Source organism: Edaphobacter bradus (genome assembly GCF_025685645.1).
GTDB classification, from domain to species: Bacteria; Acidobacteriota; Terriglobia; order Terriglobales; family Acidobacteriaceae; genus Edaphobacter; species Edaphobacter bradus.
The window spans coordinates 33,707-53,563 of record NZ_JAGSYF010000002.1 but is presented as its reverse complement, the minus strand read 5'-3'; the positions used below and the strand labels follow the sequence as shown (position 1 = coordinate 53,563).

Annotated in this window: 17 protein-coding genes; 10 read left to right on the top strand and 7 right to left on the bottom strand. The window is 57.6% G+C overall.

All coding sequences use genetic code 11. The features are described 5' to 3' along the window. Positions 1–52: 52 nt before the first annotated feature. Positions 53–1,150: a PepSY-associated TM helix domain-containing protein gene (locus OHL16_RS06405; RefSeq protein WP_263366285.1), complete on the bottom strand. Its 1,098-nt coding sequence runs from the start codon at positions 1,148–1,150 to the stop codon at positions 53–55. A 337-nt stretch (positions 1,151–1,487) separates the two neighbouring features. Here OHL16_RS06405 and OHL16_RS06400 point away from each other — a divergent pair, with 337 nt between their 5' ends. From OHL16_RS06400 to OHL16_RS06385, 4 genes are all read left to right on the top strand, one after another. Further along, on the top strand, positions 1,488–2,357 hold the full coding sequence (locus OHL16_RS06400; RefSeq protein ID WP_263366284.1) for a YncE family protein: 870 nt from the start codon (positions 1,488–1,490) through the stop codon (positions 2,355–2,357). Positions 2,358–2,520: 163 nt separating this feature from the next. Then, the gene (locus OHL16_RS06395) at positions 2,521–3,924 is read left to right on the top strand and encodes a uroporphyrinogen-III synthase (RefSeq protein ID WP_263366283.1); all 1,404 of its coding nucleotides are present in this window, start codon (positions 2,521–2,523) and stop codon (positions 3,922–3,924) included. 74 nt (positions 3,925–3,998) lie between these two features. Next, positions 3,999–4,724: a hypothetical protein gene (locus OHL16_RS06390; protein ID WP_263366282.1), complete on the top strand. Its 726-nt coding sequence runs from the start codon at positions 3,999–4,001 to the stop codon at positions 4,722–4,724. 7 nt (positions 4,725–4,731) lie between these two features. Next, positions 4,732–5,508 carry a hypothetical protein gene (locus OHL16_RS06385; RefSeq protein ID WP_263366281.1) on the top strand — a complete coding sequence of 259 codons (777 nt, stop codon included), beginning with the start codon at positions 4,732–4,734 and terminating at the stop codon, positions 5,506–5,508. A gap of 36 nt (positions 5,509–5,544) precedes the next feature. On the opposite strand, the gene OHL16_RS06380 is transcribed toward OHL16_RS06385, so the two are convergent. Both OHL16_RS06380 and OHL16_RS06375 read right to left on the bottom strand, forming a co-directional pair. Then, positions 5,545–7,035 (bottom strand): alkaline phosphatase family protein, encoded by a 1,491-nt coding sequence (locus tag OHL16_RS06380; protein ID WP_263366280.1) that lies wholly within the window; start codon positions 7,033–7,035, stop codon positions 5,545–5,547. Between the two features lie 36 nt (positions 7,036–7,071). Next, on the bottom strand, positions 7,072–8,109 hold the full coding sequence (locus tag OHL16_RS06375) for a PstS family phosphate ABC transporter substrate-binding protein (protein WP_263366279.1): 1,038 nt from the start codon (positions 8,107–8,109) through the stop codon (positions 7,072–7,074). Positions 8,110–8,556: 447 nt separating this feature from the next. Between OHL16_RS06375 and OHL16_RS06370 the strand changes: the two genes are divergently transcribed. Together OHL16_RS06370 and OHL16_RS06365 are read left to right on the top strand one after the other, a co-directional pair. Further along, positions 8,557–9,519, top strand: a complete 963-nt coding sequence (locus OHL16_RS06370) for a PstS family phosphate ABC transporter substrate-binding protein (protein ID WP_263366278.1) — start codon at positions 8,557–8,559, stop codon at positions 9,517–9,519. Then, complete coding sequence (locus OHL16_RS06365; protein WP_263366277.1) at positions 9,509–10,561, top strand: PstS family phosphate ABC transporter substrate-binding protein; 1,053 nt, start codon at positions 9,509–9,511, stop codon at positions 10,559–10,561. Before OHL16_RS06370 ends, OHL16_RS06365 begins: the two co-directional genes overlap by 11 nt. Here OHL16_RS06365 and OHL16_RS06360 read toward each other — a convergent pair. Continuing rightward, a complete protein-coding gene (locus tag OHL16_RS06360; RefSeq protein WP_263366276.1) occupies positions 10,467–11,714 on the bottom strand; it encodes a PepSY-associated TM helix domain-containing protein in 1,248 nt (415 codons plus the stop codon). The two genes, OHL16_RS06365 and OHL16_RS06360, sit on opposite strands and share 95 nt — an antisense overlap. Before the next feature lie 254 nt (positions 11,715–11,968). On the opposite strand from OHL16_RS06360, the gene OHL16_RS06355 reads away from it, so the two are divergent. From OHL16_RS06355 to OHL16_RS06340, 4 genes are all read left to right on the top strand, one after another. Beyond that, positions 11,969–13,045 (top strand): PstS family phosphate ABC transporter substrate-binding protein, encoded by a 1,077-nt coding sequence (locus OHL16_RS06355; protein WP_263366275.1) that lies wholly within the window; start codon positions 11,969–11,971, stop codon positions 13,043–13,045. 116 nt (positions 13,046–13,161) lie between these two features. Beyond that, positions 13,162–14,163 carry a PstS family phosphate ABC transporter substrate-binding protein gene (locus OHL16_RS06350; protein WP_263366274.1) on the top strand — a complete coding sequence of 334 codons (1,002 nt, stop codon included), beginning with the start codon at positions 13,162–13,164 and terminating at the stop codon, positions 14,161–14,163. Further along, complete coding sequence (locus OHL16_RS06345; RefSeq protein ID WP_263366273.1) at positions 14,160–15,233, top strand: PstS family phosphate ABC transporter substrate-binding protein; 1,074 nt, start codon at positions 14,160–14,162, stop codon at positions 15,231–15,233. Before OHL16_RS06350 ends, OHL16_RS06345 begins: the two co-directional genes overlap by 4 nt. 26 nt (positions 15,234–15,259) lie before the next feature. Beyond that, complete coding sequence (locus tag OHL16_RS06340) at positions 15,260–16,438, top strand: PstS family phosphate ABC transporter substrate-binding protein (protein WP_263366272.1); 1,179 nt, start codon at positions 15,260–15,262, stop codon at positions 16,436–16,438. A 34-nt stretch (positions 16,439–16,472) separates the two neighbouring features. On the opposite strand, the gene OHL16_RS06335 is transcribed toward OHL16_RS06340, so the two are convergent. The 3 genes from OHL16_RS06335 to OHL16_RS06325 are packed head-to-tail and all read right to left on the bottom strand — an operon-like array spanning position 16,473 to position 19,746. Beyond that, positions 16,473–17,498, bottom strand: coding sequence for a PstS family phosphate ABC transporter substrate-binding protein (locus OHL16_RS06335; protein WP_263366271.1), 1,026 nt, complete (start codon positions 17,496–17,498; stop codon positions 16,473–16,475). A 5-nt stretch (positions 17,499–17,503) separates the two neighbouring features. After that, the gene (locus OHL16_RS06330) at positions 17,504–18,523 is read right to left on the bottom strand and encodes a YncE family protein (RefSeq protein WP_263366270.1); all 1,020 of its coding nucleotides are present in this window, start codon (positions 18,521–18,523) and stop codon (positions 17,504–17,506) included. A 20-nt stretch (positions 18,524–18,543) separates the two neighbouring features. Further along, positions 18,544–19,746, bottom strand: a complete 1,203-nt coding sequence (locus OHL16_RS06325; protein WP_263366269.1) for a PstS family phosphate ABC transporter substrate-binding protein — start codon at positions 19,744–19,746, stop codon at positions 18,544–18,546. Between the last annotated feature and the right edge of the window lie 111 nt (positions 19,747–19,857).

The window sequence follows — 19,857 nt, the reverse complement described above, 5'->3', positions numbered from 1 at the left end:
AAACCCTTTCAGGGATCCCGCGAAGCCTCGTTCCCTTGGCCTCCGTAGCGTGTCAGTTTCCGGAGAGGGCTTGGGCTCTGTCCCTTCGCAGAAGGGCGCGACGCCCCCTTGCCAACGCCCATTGTTTGCTGATCCAGATGACCGAACCGGTGATGGCGAGGACGGAAAGCATGAGCCCAAAGAAGGAAGCTGCAATCTGAGTGGGGAACCCCAGAATCGTGCCGGTGTGAATCTCCCGAGTCCATTGCACGAGTGCTGTTTGCAGAAGGGGGGCTGTTCTCGTTGATCCAAAGCTGAGAACCGCGCCAGTCTTAGGGTCAAGCGTCGTGAAGCTGCGGCCAGCCGGTGTCCTGTCCTCAGGAAACCGTTGGTAAATAAAGACTGGATCCCCGGCTTTTTCGGGAAGCAGAAGCCGCGGGATCGTGCTTCCGGGGAGCGCTTCGCGCGCCGTTCTCAACATCCCCTCGATCGAGGTTCCGTGGCCGGGCATGCTGGCAGCCGTAGCTGGAGTATTCAGCAGATTCAACAACTTCCCCGTCTGGTAGTGCAGCGCCAGACCCGTGATTGAAAAAGCAAACATGGCAAGAAAAGACCAGAATCCGACGCTGTAATGCAGGTCGCGGTTGAAGCGTACCAATGAAGGCGTTCGCTGAAAGCGAAATACTTTGCGCGGCCACCACAAGATGATCCCTGAGAGTGAGAGGAGCAGCAGCCCAAACGTGCTCCAGGTCACGATCCGATTCCCAATCTTTCCCGATAGCAGGTTAACGTGCAGGTCGTGAACTTTAAGTATCCAGTTGCTGCCGTCTTCTGTGCTGCCAAGGATGGCACCTGTGTATTGGTTGACGTAGACGTGGCGAATACGGTGGGTCGTGCTCGAGCGCAGGCGAACGTAGGTGGACCGATCGGACCGGTCAGGAAAATAAAATCGAATCAACTTCCAACCGGGCGCTTGCTGCTCGACTCGAGCGCGAACGCTGTCCCAATCCAGTGGCTGACCCTCCGGTCTCACATTCGTCAGTTGAGGGTGAACCGCGCGGTTCAACTCATTTTCGAAGGCGATGATTGCCCCTGTGATGCTCAGCGAGATAAGGAAGAGCGCGGCGATCACACCAACACATAAATGGAGATTCAAGACAAGTTTCTTCATTGGGCTCAGCCTATCGAGATTTTGCTTATTAGGATATTGGGCACGCAAGAGCAAGATGAAGGAAACTTCATTAGCAATCACTGAGTGCCGGATGAAATGTTGTTCATTTCAGTTTTACGGGCTTCAATTTGGTTGACAGTCGCGATTCGTCTAACTAGATTTGCTCTCGTTTCTTATTCCCATTTGGATGGCACTCATGCATCGCATTCCAAGTATCAAAGCACTGTGGCTCTGCAGCGCAATGTGTGTATGGCTGGCTGTTCACGACGTGTCCGCGCAAACTTACAAATCTCTGGGGGAGTACAAACTCTCAGGCGCGAGCGCGCAGGGGATAGCCGTGGATAGCGATAGTCGCCGCCTATTTATTGCGGGCGATGACGGCATCACTGTCCTCAACGCAGACACAGGGGACAAGCTTGGGAATATCCAGCTGAAAAATGCGCAGGATGTACTGCTTATTCCTGTCATGAATGGCGACGAGCAGGGTGCATCCACGAAGGGGTTCGCGACTGGAGATGGAAGTATCATCGCATTCTCGCTTGCGGATATGAAGATTACCGCTACCGAGAAACTGCCCACTAGGGGGGCCTCCTCCCTTTGCTACGACGATGATGCGAAGACAGTGGAAGCTGTCAGTGCGGGAGGCTCGTTGGCGACCGTCGACGCGGAGTCCGGCAAGGTCGTCAAGTCGGATCGTATCGCCACCGGTGCCGGCCAGATCGTGTGTGGGACGCTCGGTCACGTCTATGTTGCCGATACGTCCGGGAACGTCATTCACGTTCTCAATCACGGAACCGGGAAAAATGATGGCGACTATCCCATCATGAGTGGCAGTAAGCCGTCGGGTCTGGCGCTTGATACCAAGGGACGCCGCCTCTTCGTTGCCTGCGAGGACGGGGTGATCGAGATCATCGACACGGACTCCGGCTTTACATTCATTGAACTCAAGGGTGGTGCAGGACCTGCCCGCGAGACCTTCGCCTGGACGCCGCAGGGGAAGGGGCAATGGAAGGCTGCGTCGTTCGTGGCGCACCAGGACGGTACTCTTACTGGAGTCCGCATGAATGCCTATATCAATTACACCGTCGGGGGCCAGTACAAGCTGGAACCCGGTTTGGGTAGCATCGCATTCGACGCAAAGACACGTCATCTATTCATCACTGCGATGCACTCAGGCGCTCCGGTCGTGGTTGTTGCGGGCTACTAATCAATTGAAATCGATCAGGACGGGGAAAGATATGTTCAAGCTCAACAGCTCTGTGAGAGTTCCTATAGTTGCGACCCTTTTCCTCTTCATACTTCCACTTGTCCAAGCGCAAAGTGACGATCATATTCTGAATAGCTCCCAACTTCGCGGCAAAAAGATCCTCATGATTGCTGGAGAGGCCGAGAAGGATCATCTCAACGATGACTTACTCGTTAAGAAACACCTTGAGCAGCAGGGGTATGTGGTCACGATGGGAACCGAGGATGACGATGCTTCGAAAGCCGCTGGAGAAGACCTTATTCTTCTCTCCTCCACTGCGAATCCGCGTGAGATCCAGGGCAAGTATGCCGATAGCGCGATCCCCGTGTTTACTTGGAATACTGTCGACTATCCCGATATGAAGATGACCGGTCCGGAGCGTCACACCGATTTCGAGACCCTTGATCCGGTGCAGGACTATGCGCGCGCCTTCACGATGTTGTACGGGTACTTCCCCAATGTCACCAACCCGATCGTAAGCGAGCTCGCTATCCCTCGCTCGCAGATGTTCGGCACAACATACTTGTTGCCACAGGCATTCGGCTGGGCTAAGCCGGCTCCGTCTGCCAACATAGTTGTCAACGTCGAAGGCGAGCCAACGCATGCGGGAGTTTTCACCTATGAGAAAGGTGCGACGATGTACAGCGGCTTCGTGGCACCGTCGCGCCGTGTCGGCTTCTATCTTCAAGATGCAACGTTTCGTTACCTGACTGACGTTCATGGAGAAGCCGAGACGGATTCCAACCTTGCACAGTGGTGGGTCGGCCTCAAACTCTTTGACGCGAGTATCCGGTGGGCCCTCAGCCCTCCCGTTGTTCCGGAGCCCTACAACGCGGCGGCACTCAAGAGCAGACTCGCTGCGGCCGCCAAAGGAAAGAAGCTGCTCTTCGTTCGTCGACTGAATACGCCCGAGGGCGAAGAGTCCGATGATCACATCGCCGAGCACCTTAAAGACCTCGGTTTCATTGTTACGGAGGCGGATCAAAGCCAGCCCGACACGATGGCCATTGGCCAGGACGTGATCGTTCTCTCCGCGACAAACTCCAAGTACAAGATGAGCAACAAATATCGCGACGCGAAGATTCCGATTCTTTGTCTCGAAGGCCTGATGGCCGACACGCTGAAGATGGCGAACCGTCATCGCTACGTCGATTATGGCGAGCACGGTGAAGCGAAGGAGAGCGAAGATCCGCCGGAGGCCTATCTTGAGATCGTTGGGTCATACCATCTGATGGCGGCGGGATTGAAGCCGGGTTATGTGAAGTACATCAAGGAGGCAGATGTTCTAAAGTGGGCGATGCCGCTGCCTTCCGCGACCATCATCGCGACACTCCCCAACTCCTTCCACGAACGCGCGATCTTTGGCTATGAGAAGGGGGCAGCAATGGCTGATGAGTATGTCGCACCTGCCCGGCGCACTATGCTCCCTGTGGATAACCCGGCCTTCGACGACCTCACCGAGCAAGGCCATGCCCTCTTCGATGCGGTCGTCCTGTGGACGATCAGCGAACCTGCAAAGCAGCGCTAGTGAGCCTGCCGCCCTCCTACGGTCTGCAGAAATTGCAGCTTGTACGTCGTAATGGATTTCGCCAGGAGCATCCTATGATCCGCAAATGCATAAAAACCGTTTTTGCTCTTGCAGTCGCTCTTGTTCTCGTCAGCGGAACCGGTCAAGCTGAGGACACGCCGAATCCCATCTTCAAAGGAAAGAAGCTCCTGCTTGTTGCGGCGATCTCCAGCCCCACTGCGGCCATCGATGCGAACACCAAGAAGCACTTCGAATCGCTGGGGATGATCGTGAACATGGTCTCGGACATCAACCCACCTTCAGCGGAGAGCTATGATCTCGTTTACCTCGCAAGCGACGTCAAGGCAAAGACGGTCACAAATACCTACCGCAACACAAAGGTTCCTGTTTTTACGACGAAGCCCTGGCTGTTGGATTTTCTCGGCATGACTGGCTATCAGCCGCAAAAGGACTACGGTGAGGATGAGAAGGAAGAGCAATCGTTTCTCTGGCTCGTCAACGCGCCGAATCCCATCCAGGCTGGCTTTCCAAACGGAATGTTCATGCCGGTCAAACACGCCATCAAAATCTACAACTGGGGCCGTCCTGAACCCTCTGCTCAGGTTATCGCCTTCCTTCCCGGGGAGCCCGAGAAGGGGTTCATCTTCGCTTACGAGAAGGGCGTTTACATGGACCATGAGTTTACTGCTCCCGCGCGCCGCATCTTCTTCGGACTTGCCCCCGACCAGTTCGATCTCCTCATCCCGGATGGCTTGCGCCTGTTCGATTCCTGTGCAGCCTGGGCTCTGGGCGGGAAGTAGGGTTCACATGAAAGTTGCACATGGTATCCGTACTGTTGTGGCTGTCGTTGGGCTCTCTCTGGTTGGCGCTTCCAATCAAGCACATGCTCAAGAGCAGATAGATGGGCCTACTGCCCTCATCATCACATATCACGCCAGGCCGGGGGCGCGAGCAAGCTTTCGCAAGGTCATGCAAAGCGAAGGGATTGGTCAGTTAGAGAAATGGAAGAATGAGGGTATCTTCGCTGCCTACAACGCTCTTTTCACTACGTATGCGGCAGATAATACGCCGGACATGTTTCTGGTCCTGCGCTTCAAGCACTTCACTGACCTCGGCCGGTGGCAGAAGATCGAAGAGGCCTACCCCGGCGGACTGACCGAGAAGGCGCAGACGACTGCTGTTGCCGAGACGTCCGGTACAGCTGATGTCGTCGGAGAAGGGTCGGGCGCGGTAACGACAAAGGATTCCCAGTTTTTTGTGCTTGAGTACGATGTGACCGTCGATATGCCAAAGTATGTCAGTTACGTTCGGGGATATGTTGCTCCGCAGTTTGAGGGCTGGATGAAGGCTGGCGTACTTTCCTCCTACTCTTGCTATGTCAACCAAAACCCCGCCGGCGCGCCGTGGTCCAGCTTCATTGTGCTTGAGTACAAGGACCTCAAGTCTCTTGCCGCGCGCGAGATCGTCAAGAACAAAACCCGCGCGGAACTGGCCGTCACGAACCCTGCATGGAAGAAGTGGAGTGACGACAAGAGTGCGATCCGGAAAGAGAAGGCTGCGATCCCTGCGCTTTCTCTTAACTAGTTGCCTAGAGACAGAGGCGAGCATCCTCGCGAAGCGTCAGAAGATGCCAGGCAGTGCAGGCGTATGTTCGCGATGGAGCGCCTGCAAATCAAATTTCTCCATGCCAAGCGCGCGCAGGAGCAGGGGAGCGATCTGCGAGGTGGGGACCCACGTCTTATCGGTTCGTCCGGTGAGTTGCGAGCCCGAGACTAGCAAGGCAACGTGAGTATCTTCGTCCTGCATTCCGCCGTGACTTGCCAGCGCCGTATCGTTCGCGGTGCTCCAGATCACACCGAGTTCAGGCTGCAGAATAATGTCGGGCATTCGCATATCGTGATCGGGCAGGTTGAGAGTGAGTCCTATCCTCGTGCCAGAGTAGATCTCCTGAATGCCGAGTGCGGCGGCCTGTTCTCCATAAGCCTTGACCAAGGCTCCGGTCATTGAGGAGTCATTGAGCCATATCATCCCGATATCTCCTGTGCTCACATGAGCAGCAAGGCCGGGCCGAATGGAGTTCGCGACAGCCGTCAGCCGTGTATCTGCGATGATGCGGCGCTTCCGCCGGTCCATAGGCGCCTGCCCATAGGCTGAGGTCACGATGATCCACGTTGAATCGTAGAGGCCTCGCTCTTTTAGCTTGCCGATGATGCGGCTGATCGCTCCATCCGTGAAAGCAATGCTCTTCTCGAGGCCAGCGGACGGGGTCCCAGTTACATCGCTATACCCCATGCTCACGTCCGCCTGCGCTGCGCCGATGGATGTGAAACTCATGCCGAAGATCTCCGGTACCGGCGCGTCTTTGCTACCAGTGCAATTTCTGCCGTCGATCCAGTTCAAGAGAATGGTTATGCGGTGCTCGTCGTTTGCGAGGCTGGTTGCGACGTTTGATTCGGGTCGCTCAAACCCGCAAGCCTCATCAAGGCCGTTGCCCGAAGGTCCCTGATAGAGGTCGGTCAACGCCGCGCTCTCACCCGCCCATGCGGTACGGCCGCCAGTTGCCTCGACTACCTCGAAGATGTTGTTCACGCGCAGCAGATCATGCGGAAAGACCGGCGCACATCCGCGCTGAGGATCGAGCGGCAGCTTCGAGGCATCAAGCTTTCCGGATCGACCGTCGGAGGACGCGATTCTCTCATTGAGCAGGATTGGCGCGCCCCTGCTCTGGCAATGTGATCCAGGAGGAGAGAGCGTGCGGTCATATCCGTCGCTGCTTACGATGCCGGTTGTTAGTGGAGTGCCTCCAGTGGCAAGCGCCACGGAGCCTGCTGCTGGGTCGCCCCACGGAACATGAGCATTGGTATAGGTCACCCCGCGCGCACTCAACTCGGCGAGTGCAGAGCGGGGATGGGCCGAAACCCAATTTGCCAGGTCAAGCGCGTGCATCCCGTCGATACTGATGAGGATGACCCGCGCCGCCGGGTGATCTGCAGGTGTGTGAATCAGAGGCTTTGGGTACTGTTCCTGTGCGACGCAGGCGAGCACCGGAATCCAGAGAAGTGTGGCGCAGGAAAGCAGGGTTCGCGCAGTCTGTCTCCTATTCCATCGCAATCGAATCTCTCCCGGGTTTCACACGACGCAAGATATCTACTTCAGCTTCTCTGTCTCACGGGCATCCATCGCGGCGGGCAGCGGTGTGAAGATGCGGTCCTGCACGATGACCTGCTGGCCCTGTTGGCTCAACGTATAACGGATGAATTCGCGCAGCACAGGGTTAATTGGCTTGCCCGGCTCTCGATTGATGAAGATGTAGATTACGCGGCTCAAGGGGTACTTCTGCGAGGCGACGCTTTCGAAGGTCGGCTCCAGGAAAGGGTCGCCGGGATGCACGGCGAGCTTTAGCACCTTGGTATTCGGGTTGGTATCCCAGGCGAGCCCCGTGTAGCTGATTGCATATTTGTCGGTAGCAACCTTATCGGAAAGCGGGATGACGGTGTGTTGCGACTGGATGCCTTCGCGCCACTGGCCGTTTGCCAGAACATGCATGTTCACAAACGTATCGTAGCCATTCGGTATCTCTACACCCCAGACATGAATGGGCTTGTCCACCCACTCGCCGGTCAATCCGAGTTGCCCCCAGGTAGTAATGGGCGCCTTGATACCGCGGTTGTGAGTTGCTGAATAGATGGCATCCAACTGCGGAAAGGTAATCTCTTCCAGTGGATTGTCCTTGTTCACGATGAAGACGACACAGTCCGTAAATGCTTTGACAGCCAGGCTGCCACCCGAGACAGCGATAGCGAGTGGCTTGTATCCGAATTTGTCGATAAATGGCGTCTCTTCGCGTCCCATCATCTCGCGCGCAATGAAGCCGAAGTCAGCCGTACCGGCGGTCAAACGCGGTCCCCCCTGGCCCGACCCTCCGATATCAACGGAGATCTTCACGTTGGGATATATCTTCGTAAATCCAGCGATCCATGCATCCGTAACTGCCGTAACCGTGTTCGATTCCACTCCCTTCAGAGATCCGGAGAGTCCCTTTACCGGCTTGTACTCAGGAATAGACGAGTCAACTGTGGCGCTATAGGGCAGAGGCGGATTCGGGCGAGTTGCCGGCGTCTCGAGGTTCTGAGCGTGAACATGGAAAGGCATCACTACGAGAGCGAGGGCAAGTATCTTTTTCATGGAGTAGATTGCGAGTTCCTTCCGGAGAGCATTTATATAGCATCGCCACTTCAAGCTGAAGAGATGAATCCTACCTGAACAAATGGTGAAAAGGCATTAACTTCTCTATCTCTCCCGCAGACTCATCTCCGATGTTGCGCATCCGGCTCGGTGGCTAACTGGCGCTCCCTCTTGAACGAAGAACTGATGAAGCCATTTTCATTTTCACTTTAGACGTCGTTCATTTTAGAGCCATAAGTTTCCTCGCGTCCCAAGGAAGAGCCTTCTTGCTGCATGCACGTCTGAGTTTGCCTACTTTCCCTTGATTTTGGGCAGCCCAACCGGTGATTCCAGCTTCATCCTTTCCATGGAGGCAAGAACGTGTACGGCAGAATTCGTGGATTTGTCCAAGTCGCGGCCATATCTTGCTTGATCTGTACCTTTACAGCTACGGCTCAGTCGAATTCCATGCAGAAGCAAGGCATCGTGACCATTCGCCTCTACGGCTACGGTGGAATGGACAGCCTGGTAGACCGATGGGAGCGAGGCTTCATGCGCGAGCATGGTGAGGTACGTTTTACGAACACCTTCCACGGGGCTGCGACGGCGATGGCAGGTCTCTACACTGGCGTCGCAGACATCTCTGTAATGGGGCGTGAACTTTGGCCGAACGAGACGATGGCCTATCGATGGGTGTTTCAGTATCTTCCATTCGGCGTCGAGGTTGTCACCAGCGCACTGACGAGCCCGGACCAGACCTACACGCCGGTAGTGATTGCCAACGCGACGAATCCGATTGCTTCTCTAACGCTGCGGCAGTTGGCGGGGATTTATGGAAGCGAGCATCGCCGGGGAGGAGGAAACCTAAGGGTATGGGGAGATCTCGGGCTGACGGGTGAGTGGGCGAATAGGCCGATCCATGTGTATGGCTATGGACCGGACGATCCCGAAGGAGTCAATTTCCGCAAGGCCGTTTTTCGCGGCGACTTCAAGCCAAATGTGGAGGGACGCTATCTCTCGGACCGCGATGGGAAGGGCATTGCGGCTGCGCGGATTGCGGCGGCGGTTGCGGCCGATCCGTTGGCGATCGGACTTACCGGCGCAGGCTTTGCCAGAGAAGGGCTGAAGCTGTTGCCGGTGGCGAAGAGCGATGATGCCGCCGCGGTTGCACCCACCAGCCAGACGGTCGCGGATCGCAGCTACCCGTTGACGCGAACGCTGTCGTTCTATGTTCGCCGAGAACCCGGCAAGCCGATCGATCCGGCGCTCGCTGCGTTTTTGCGCTACATCCTGAGCCCGGTGGGCCAGGAGATGGTGCGCGAGGATGGACGGTTCGCTGCATTGACTCCAGCAGTGGCGGCGGTTCAAGTGCAGAGTCTCCAACGGGAGATGCCGACGGAGGAGCAGGAGATTGCGACGGATGCGAACTGAAACTCGCAACAGGAGCTGGGGGCTTTGCGCGAGATGTTGCGCGCTGCTGGCGCTTGCGTGTGTGCAGCCGCGACAAGTAAGTCCTCAAGCCCTGACCAGGGCGCCGGAGTACAAGCCGAAGACGCAGGTTCAGGGCACGATCCGAATCTGGGGGCATGGTGCGCTTGGGCATGACTTCATTACGTCACTGATGGTTGCACTTGAGGATGGATTTCGGAAACAGCAGCCGAGAATTGTCTTCGACAACGAATTGCATGGCACCGCCTCAGCGATGGGTGCACTCTATACGGGCACGGGGGACATCGCGTTGCTAGGGCGTGACATCTTGCCGGTGGAGGTCGAGGCCTTTGAAGATGTCTTTCACCATCCGCCCCTGGGTATTGACATCATGACCGGAAGCCTCGATATCCGAAACAAGGAGTTCGCCCTCGTTGTTTATGCAAACAAGAAGAATCCGATCCAACACTTGACGACGAAGCAGATGGAACGCGTGTTTGGCGGGCGCGATACGGTGAAGACATGGGGCGATCTCGGACTTACGGACGAGTGGGCGGATGCACCTGTACATGTATACGGCTTTGAGATTCATCGCGGCTTCGGGTACCTGATGCAGCAGCGGGTCTTCGGGGGGAGTGCGATCTGGAATCCGGAGTTGAAGGAGTTCGGTGACGTTAAGCGTCCCGGCGGAACGCTGCTAGATGCGGGACAGCGGATCTCGGATGCGGTCGGAGAAGATCCGTATGGTATCGGTTACTCGAGCCTGCTCTACAAGAACACCGCGATCAAGCCGCTGGCGCTCGAGGCTACAAGCGGACATTTCATACTGCCGACAAAGGAGTCGGTCGAAGATCACAGTTATCCGCTCGAGCAGGTGATCACCTGTTATATCAACCGTGACCCGGGAAAGCCTATCGATGCAAAGCTTGCGGAGTTCTTTCGGTACGTACTCAGCCGCGATGGTCAGGAGATTGTGGAGAGGGCGGGAGGCTACCTGCCACTGACCGCGCAGCTTTCAGCTCACGAGCTTCGCAAACTGGAATGAAATAGGGAGCGGCTTGGTTCCGAGCGGTTACGCGTGCGTTCCGTGCCTGCCAGGCACGAAGCCGATGCAGCGCGAGAGCGAGGCCGGTCCAAACGAGCACCAGCGCACCCGCGGCGGCCAGAAACGCGGCCGTCTGACCGATGATTCCCACGGACTCGCCCGTGTGCGTCCAGCGCGCGAGTTCGCGCAACCGTTGGCCGAGATTCTTCGCGCGGAAGGGAACCCAGCTCAACACCTCACCCGTCCTCGCATTCAATACCAGTTCCCCTTGAGATTGTGGCTTCCCTCCGTTGCCGCTGTCGATGGTGAAGAGCACCGGCGCATTCGCGTCGTCTGGCACGATCAGGTTGATTCTCTGCCACGTGGCCAGTTGCGACTCGGCGCGACCTAGTAGCGGTTCCCAGCGCGGCGACGAACTGAGGACGTGTAACGCGCCAGCGGGGCGAAAGACGTGGTCTTCAGCAGGTATCGCGTTTCCGGTCGTGCGAAATAAGAGATCATTCGCCCAGCCATACGAGAGAATCGTACCCGTGAGCACGATGACTAGCAGCAACGGCAAGGTCCAGATTCCAAAGGTATTGTGCCAGTTCCAGTTACGCGCTCTACCCTTCAAGCCTCGCCGAAGGCACACGATCGGGCGCAGATAGCGAACCCTGAACGCGGTCGGCCACCAAAGGCAGAAGCCGGTCAGCAACATAACCAGCAAACCCAGGTTCGCAGCGGCCTTGAGGGAGCGTCCGCGTGACCGCAGGCCGCCGGAGATTCCAAACCAGCGATGAAGTCCTTCGACGGTCGCAAAGAAACGACGCACGCGGATCGCGCCGTGTCCAAGTGATGCGCCGGTGTATGGGTCCAGGTAGAGCACGGTGAAGCGGCCGGTCTGGAAGCACACGGGTTCATTGACATCTCGCAGTATGAGCGCCGAGGGCGGAGGAGTCCCTTCTAGGATCGTGGCTCGCCGGACGAGTTCTTCAATCGGCAGTCGGCGCGCGCCCGGCTTCACTTCGGAGATAGAGACATTTCGTTCAGCGAATGTGAATGCTTGCCGTTGATATGCGAGTAGCATGCCTGTCGATGCCATGAACGCGATGAAGAGGCCGAAGACACAGCCGGTCAGCAGATGAGTCCAGAACAGGATGGTTCTTAGTTTCATGCGCCTCGAAGTCCCTTCCCTTTGCCATGCGCCCTGCGGCAACGTCGAAGACGTAGCATACGGCCGTTCAATGCACGCTCAGTGATAGGGGCGAATATACTACTCCGCCATTGCGAGCTGGGATGCATGAACAAAATTTTATGTGCGGTTCAGAACACGCTTATTCCTCGGGCCTATTCGTTGCTATGCCCTTTTTCCTGGACACTTCGCGTGTTCCAGCGGACGACGGAAGTTTATTCAAACCACGAGGTTCTATGTACAGAAAAGTTATCGGCCTGCTCTTCTTCGCCCTTGCGGTTCATGCCTACGCACAAATTCAGGACCCTGCTTTGCTGCCTGCCTATAAACCTGAGGTCACCGTCACCGGTGCGATCAAGGTGAACGGCAGCGAACTCAAAGGCCAGGTTGTCGCGTGGGAGACGGGATTTAAAAAGTTCCATCCTGACGTCGTGTTCGTCAACAACTTTTCGCACAGCAGCGAAGGCGCCATCGCCGGGCTCTATCTTGCCGGCGCCGATCTGGCCCCGGCAGGCGATGACGCCAAGATCACCGACGTTATGCCCTTCTACGAGGTGTACCGCTACCAGCCGCTGGAGATCTCGGTCGCTACGGGCGGGTATGAGAAGCGCGGCACGTTGTGGGCGATCCAGATTTTGGTGAACAAGGACAACCCGCTGACGAAACTAACCATGAAGCAGGTTGCCGATATCTTCGGCTCGGAGCGGACGGGTGGATGGGACGGCATCTTCTACACGGCGAAGTATGCGCGTGGGCCTGAAGAAAACATCCGCACGTGGGGCCAGCTTGGACTCACGGGTGAGTTTGCCAACAAGCCGATTCAAACCTACGGTTACTCGGCGCCAGGCTTCGTGGTGAGCTTTGAGAGAAGGTTGTTTCACTGGTCAGGAAAATGGAATGAGAACTACAAAGAGTTTGTGGAAGAGAAGGAGATCGTTCCGGGCCCGGAGGGCGAAAAGGTCGCCAGCGAACGCATGTTTGAGGAGCTCTCGAAGGACAAGTACGGCATTGCGTGGGGACCAATCCTGCACTCGAAGAACTACCCGAATCTGAAGCAGATCGACCTGGCGGAGACAGAGGCGGGCCCGTATGTTCCGCTGACCGAGGCCAATGTGCAGAACCGCAGCTATCCCTTCATTCGCGATGCGTACTTTTACCTGAACCGCGAGCCGGGTAAGCCGATCGACTCCCGCGCGAAGGAGTTCATGCGCTACGTCTTGAGCCGCGAAGGCCAGCAGGACATCCTCCCGCTGGGGATGTACTATCCGCTGCCCGGAAACGTAGTCGAGCGCGAATTGAAGAAGCTGGAATAACTTCCGGGCCGACGGCGCGTAACGCGCAGACGGAGAGCGGGAAATGTAAGAGTGCGATGCGAGTTCTACCCTCTGGAGTGCGTTCGTTAGTCTTTGGCGCGCTTATGGTTCTCCCGATGGCTTCAGCGATTTCGGCATACGGGCAACACGTTGACGGTCTGCCCAGCTACCACCCAGCGGTGACTGTCTCTGGGGTGATTCGAGTATGGGGTCATGGAAATCGCTCCAATCATTACCTGGGCGCACTGTTGCGCTCGCTCGACGCAGGCTTCCGCAAGTATCAACCGAGTGCGAGCCTAGAAGACGGCATGCTGGGCAACGCGTCTGCCATCGGCGGCCTGTACACGGGTGCCGCGGACGTTGCCCTGATCGACCGCCGCGTCATGGCCATTGAGCTTGACGGCTACCAGCAGGTGTTTGGCTATGATCCGCTTGAGATCTCCGTAGCGACCGGCAACCTGAAGGTGCCCAATCATTCGCCGGCGCTGGTGATCTTTGTGAACAAGAACAATCCCCTGAGGCAGATTTCGCTGGCGCAACTCGACGCCATCTTCGGCGCCGACCATCGCCGCAGCGATCACAATCTACGGGAGTGGGGCGGCCTCGGGCTGACCGGCATGTGGGCGAGCCGACGGATTACCCCGTACGGCTTCGGGATCGCACGGGCGCAGTCGCAAACGTTCGAGCGGCTAGTGATGAAGGGCAGCCAGAAGTGGAACTGCGATTTGCATGAGTTTTCCGATATACGAGACGAACCCAAGCGGACAAAGCGGGCGGGCCAGGCGATTCTGGATGCGCTTGCAAAGGATCCCGGCGGCATTGCGTTTTCGACGTTCGAGTTCCGTAACTCGAATGTGCGGGCAATCCCGGTCTCGGTCGAACCGAATGGCAGACCCGTGATGCCGACCGAAGCGACGCTACAATCGCGAGCTTACCCGCTGACACAGACGATCTCAGTCTTCGTCAACCGTCCGCCTGGTAAGCCGTTGGATCCGCGGGTTCGGGAGTTCCTAAGCTTTGTACTGAGCCGCGAAGGTCAGCGGATTATCCAGGAGGATGGCGGCTATCTGCCGTTGACCTCAGATGTTGTTACCCAGGAACGAAGGAAGATTCAATGACGATGCGACGCCTTGTCCCCATCGCCGGCGCAGTTGTGCTGCTGGCCGCGCCTCTCGCTGACTTCGGCCAGCAACCTGACTTTCTCAAGGACCTGAAGCCTTACCAGCCGCAGCAGAAGGTCTCGGGTACGATTCGCAATTGGGGAAACAACTACATTCCCGCGTTGATGAAGGAGTGGGAGGATGGCTTCCGCAAGTATCAGCCGGACGTGCAGTTCGAAACCAACCTTAAGGGCACCGAGGCGTCGCTTGCCGGATTGTATGGCGGTATCGCAGACTTGACCTTCATCGGGCGCGAGGGGTATCGCTCAGAGATCAACGGATTCTATGGGCGTTTCGGCTACTACCCGCTGGGAGTCGAGATCAGCTCAGGCAGCTTCAACACGCCGCACAAGACGTTTGCCTTGATGGTGTTTGTTCACAAGGACAATCCGCTGGCCCACCTGACGATGGAGCAGGCGCAGGCGATCTTCGGATGCAGCGGCGACCTGGTCGTGAGCGGCACGGGCAGTTGCGAGAGGGCGACGCACAAGCCGATCCGTACATGGGGCGAGGCGGGTCTGTCCGGTCAGTGGAAGGACCGCCCGGTGCACGTGTACGGGTACAACTTCGACACCGGCATGGCGGGCTACTTCAATCGCGTAACGCTCAACGACTCCGGACGCTGGAACGAGGATCTGAAGGATTTCGACAATGGGCATGAAGCGAATGGCGAGGTCATCAACGCCGGCGTATATGTGCTGGCGGCGCTGGCGAAGGATCCGAACGGGATCGCGTTCGCGAACATCCTCTACACCAACCCTGATGTGAAGATGCTTGCCTTGGGCGGGAACGCGAGCGGGCCGTTCGTCTACCCAACCGTCGAGACGGCGTGGAGGCGCGAGTACCCGATTACGCGCTTTACGACGGTGTACCTGAATCGGGTCCCGGGACAACCTGTCGACGCGAAGGTGAAGGAGTTTCTGCGCTACATTCTGAGTCGCGATGGAATGGCGGCGGTGGCTAAGGATGGCGCGTATCTTCCCTTGAACGAGAAGGTGATTGAAGAGCAGCTGCGCAAGCTCGAGTAGAGCAAAACGATGCTGGAGGTTACGAGATGATTCCCGAACGACGATCTGCTGTAACGCTGCGTCTGGCAGCTGCAGTTGTGGTGTGTGGGTTCGCCCTCCATGCGAACACGCAGGAACAGCAACGCAATGGGCTTGACGTGCAGAAGGCCCGCGCCGAGCACGTGGCCGGACGCGCGAAGAAGGCGTACTATACGCGCAAGTTCGACCTCTCTGGATTGCCGGAGTACCAGCCCGAGCAGCAGGTCTCGGGCAACATTCGAATCTGGGGTTCGAACTATTTCCAGGACAGCAACCTGAACGACTATTGGGTTGCAGGGTTTCACAAATATCAACCCAATGTGACATTCAGCTTCAACATGCTAACGGCACTTGAGTCCGCGGCTGCCTTGGCGACAGGTGTGGCCGACATGGCTGCGTGCCGGCTGTTCACCTTTCAAGAGACCGAGATGTATCAGCGCGTCTACAACAAAGACCCGCTGCGCATTACGATCGCGACGGGCTCGTTCGACGTGCCGGGCTGGAGCCCTGCCCTGGCCGTGATGGTGAACAAAGAAAACCCCATCGCTAAGCTGAGTCTGAAGCAGCTCGACGGCATCTTCGGGGCGGCACGGACGGGTGGGTGGGAAGGAACGACGTGGCATCCGGAGAAGGGTCGACCAGCCTCCGAGAACATTCGGACCTGGGGGCAGTTGGGGCTAACGGGCAAGTGGAAAAACGCGCCGATCCACGTGTATGGGCTAAACCTGAAATACGGGATGGCGAACGACTTTCAGGAGATCGTGATGAAGGGCGGAGACAAGTGGACCGAAAGTCTTACGGAGTATGCAAACTACGCGCGACCGGATGGGACGCTGCAAATCGCGGCAGACGAATTGATGAAGGATCTCTCAAAGGATCCATATGGGATTGCTTATAGCGGCGCGATGTTTCTGACCCCGCAAACCAAGGCGTTGGCGATCTCGGAGAAGGACAACGGACCATGGGTGGATTTGACGATCGACAACGTGCGGAACCGGACGTATCCGCTGCTTCTCGAGGTGTACTACTATCTCAACTGCGAGAACGGGAAGCCGGTTGATCCTAAGGAGAAGGAGTTCCTGCGCTACACGCTGAGCCGCGAGGGGCAAGAGGCGATCGAGAGGGACGGTAAGTATCTGCCGCTGACCGCGGAAGAAGTGAGAGCACAACTGAAAAAGTTAGAGTAACGCAGTTGAAGCTTTTGGCTTTAGCTGGAAGCGATCATTGAGTGTGGAGCTTGCGGAGTTGTTCGGCGGCGAGTTTGTCGGTGAGCGGAAGATAGTCGCCGTCGCGGGCTACGGCTTGCTGACCCTCGCGACTGAAGATGTAGCGGAGGAACTCACGAATCATTGGGTCGATTGGCTCGCCGGGTTTGTGGTTGATGTAGATCCAAACGGAGCGCGATAAGGGGTAGGTGCGATCGGCCACAGTAGTTGGAGTGGGAAGAATCTTCGGATCGGTGTCTTCGATAGAGACGGAGAGCAGCTTGACGTTAGGGTTGTAGGCACCTGCGCCAGAGAGAGCCATGCCGAAGCGGTCCTGTCCGAGGGCGTCCACGATGCGTTGCTGGGCTTCGTATACTTTGCCGCCTGGAAGATCGAGATCGTCAAGAGGCTTGAGATTTTCATTCCAAAGCAAGCTACCGCGCATGACGACCTGCGAGAAGAAGAAGCCGGGGGCAGCGTCGAGTACGCCCGAATAGAGGTTGATGGGGCGCGAGGCCCAGTCACCGGTGAGGCCGAGCTCACCCCAGGTACGAATGTTCCGGTTGCCGCGACGATGCTCGGCTCCGAAGACCGAGTCAAGCTGGGCGAAGGTGATGGACTTGAGTGGGTTGTCTTTGCTGACGAAGATGCCAAGGGCGACGGACTTATCGGCGTTGGCGAAACTACCTGTCATGACCTCAAAGGGAAAAGGCTTCTGCTTCATGACGCGGCTGTAGCCGGCGACTTCCATGGGACGGATCTCGCGGCCCAGGATGCCAAGGTCGGCAGTATGGGTGAAGAGGGCTCCAGTGGCGGCTGCGCTCGAGACGAGGTTGTCGTTGAAGTGGATGTCGGGATGAAACTTCTGGAAGCCGGCTTCCCAGTCGAGCATGACCTTCTTGAGGAATACATGGCCCCAGCTGGTGATGGTACCGGAGACCGCCTGGTCGGGGTGGTAGGGGGCGAGGTCTTCAGGGCTCTGGGAGTGGGCCGGTGCGGGCAACAGCAAGGCCCCGAGGAGGATTGTCTCTTTGATGGTCATGTCGGTTAGGGGAGAGGCTCGAAGAGCCAGACTTCGGCGACCTTGCCGTCTGCCGGTGGCAAGGCGACACAGAAGAGATTCAGTTTGGGAATGAAGATTGAGGTTCCGGCCTTGGGCCCGGTGAAGAAGCGGGCGAGCTCCTTGTAGTGATCCGGGTCGATTGTCTGGATGGCTTGCACGTTACCATCCAGCCCGGTGACGTAGATGCGTTTGTGCGCGGCGTCGAAGTACATGCCCTCGATGCCGCTGAGGCTGTCGAGTGTTGCGACTGTCTTGCCGGTCTCCGTGTCGAAGGCTATGAAGTTGTCCGGGGAGCGGGTCCCAACGAAGACACGCTTGTCGGCTGTGTCGAGCGCGATGGCAACAGGCTTAGTCGGCCTGGGTGCCTGGAAACGAGCAATGATGGTTGAGGTCCGGGTGTCAATGACGCCGACCTGGCTGAGGCCGGGAAGCGTAACGAAGAGGCGATGGGTCGAGGGCTGGATTTCGAGCGCGGCGGGGCGGTACTCCGTGGCAATGTCCCTGACCAGATGCCAGTCGGTTGTGTCGACGACAGCGAGGGCGCCGGGGCCGCGGTTGGAATCGACTCCGCCATGATCGATGTAGAGGTATTTGGACTCTGGGTCGTAGTCCATCATGTCGGCGCCGAGAGTGAGTGAGAGTACTTTGATGGGCTCGTAGGTTTTGCCGTCGAAGGAACGGAGCGTGCCGTCGCGTCCGTTGGTGACCGCAAGGGAGTTGGCTCCGGGAACGAAGAACTCGCCTTGCGGCCGATTGAAGCCGCCGGAGATGGTGTGGAGCGGTTTGCGGCCGGCAAGATCGATGACGCGGACCTCGTTATCTTCCTGTGCGGAGAGGAAGAGACGGCTGGTGGAAGAGTCGGCGGCAAGGTGATCCCAGGTGCCGGTCATTCCGGGGACTGGGATCTTCGCGACGAGGCGGAAGGCGTCGTTGTGCTCTGCCGTTTGCTGCGCGAAAGCAGGACAAGCGAGGAGGGCAGCGAGATAGAGTGCCGTCAGGTTCATTGGGGGTCCTTAGCGTTTCATTATTCGAGTTTCTTAAGTTGTTCGCGGGCTACTTCGCCGGTGAGGGGAAGGTACTTGCCGTCTTTGACGACCTGCTGCTGGCCCTCGCGGCTGAGCAGGAAGCGGAGATACTCCTTCAACTTGGGATCGACGGGCTTCTTCGGATCGCGGTTGAGATAGAAGAAGACGTCGGCGTACATAGGGTAGGTGCGGCTTTGAACGTTCTCAATGGTGAGATCGAAGTAGGGGCCGCCGTCCCTGGCGCCGAGGGCGACTGTCTTGACCTGAGGTCCGGCCCACTTGCTGCCGCCGGCGACGTAGGCGATGGCATAGGGGTCCTTGGCGAGATCCTGCAGCATGAGGTCACCTGCCAGCTTGAGGGTGCCGTCGGGCATGACCTTATTGGCGTACTCGACGAGGTTCTCGTTCCACTTATCGGTAACGCCGCCCATGGATCGGGTTGTGATCTCCTCAGGGAAGTGGAAGAGCAGGTTGTAGCCGAGGACATGGATAGGCTTGTCGGCCCACTCGCCAGTGAGGCCGAGTTGGCCCCAGGTAGTGATGTTACCGTCCGGGCCACGGGCGAGCGACTCGTCAAACGTCAGGCCGCGCCAGGCGCCAGAGCGCGGGGCCAGGAAGATGCCATCGAGCTGCTTGAGCGAGAGATGGGCGAGCGGGTTGGCTTTGTTGACAAAGATGCCGATGGCCGGGTTCCAGCCGGACACGTCGAAGCTTCCTGTCATGACGACGATTCCGGTGGGCTGGTAGTCGAACTCACGCTGAAACGCCGTGCGCTCATCCCACATGATCTGTCGGCCCATGGGACCGAGATCGGAGACGCCGAAGCAGAGAGCGGAGATGGCGTGTTCGCTGGTCTTGAGGTGATCGTCGAACTTGATATCGGGCTGAAACTTCTGGAACGCGGTCTCCCAGTAGCCAGCGAGCGGGCTGTCGGCGAGGTAGTTTGAGCCCCACTCGCGAATGGTTCCGGAGACTTTGACCTGCGGCACGTAGGGAGGTAGATCGGAGAGGTCCCACTTGCGGGTGTAGGCGCGCAGCCTGCCCTTGCTGGTGACGCTTTTGGCGCGAGCGGCCTGTTCGTCGCTGGACTCCTTGTCCAACCTCTGCTGATCGGCGGAGGTCTGGGCGTGAGCGGGAACAAGGAAAAGAGGAACCAACGCGAGGGAGAGGATACCAGTAAGACGTAGGTTGAAAATCATCATGATTCGGATCGAAGGTGCAGGAGCATTTGAGGTTGCCGGAATGAAAGATACGTGATGTGAAGGTGAAATTGATTTCATGAATTGGGTTTCGTTGCCGACGGAGCGTATCAA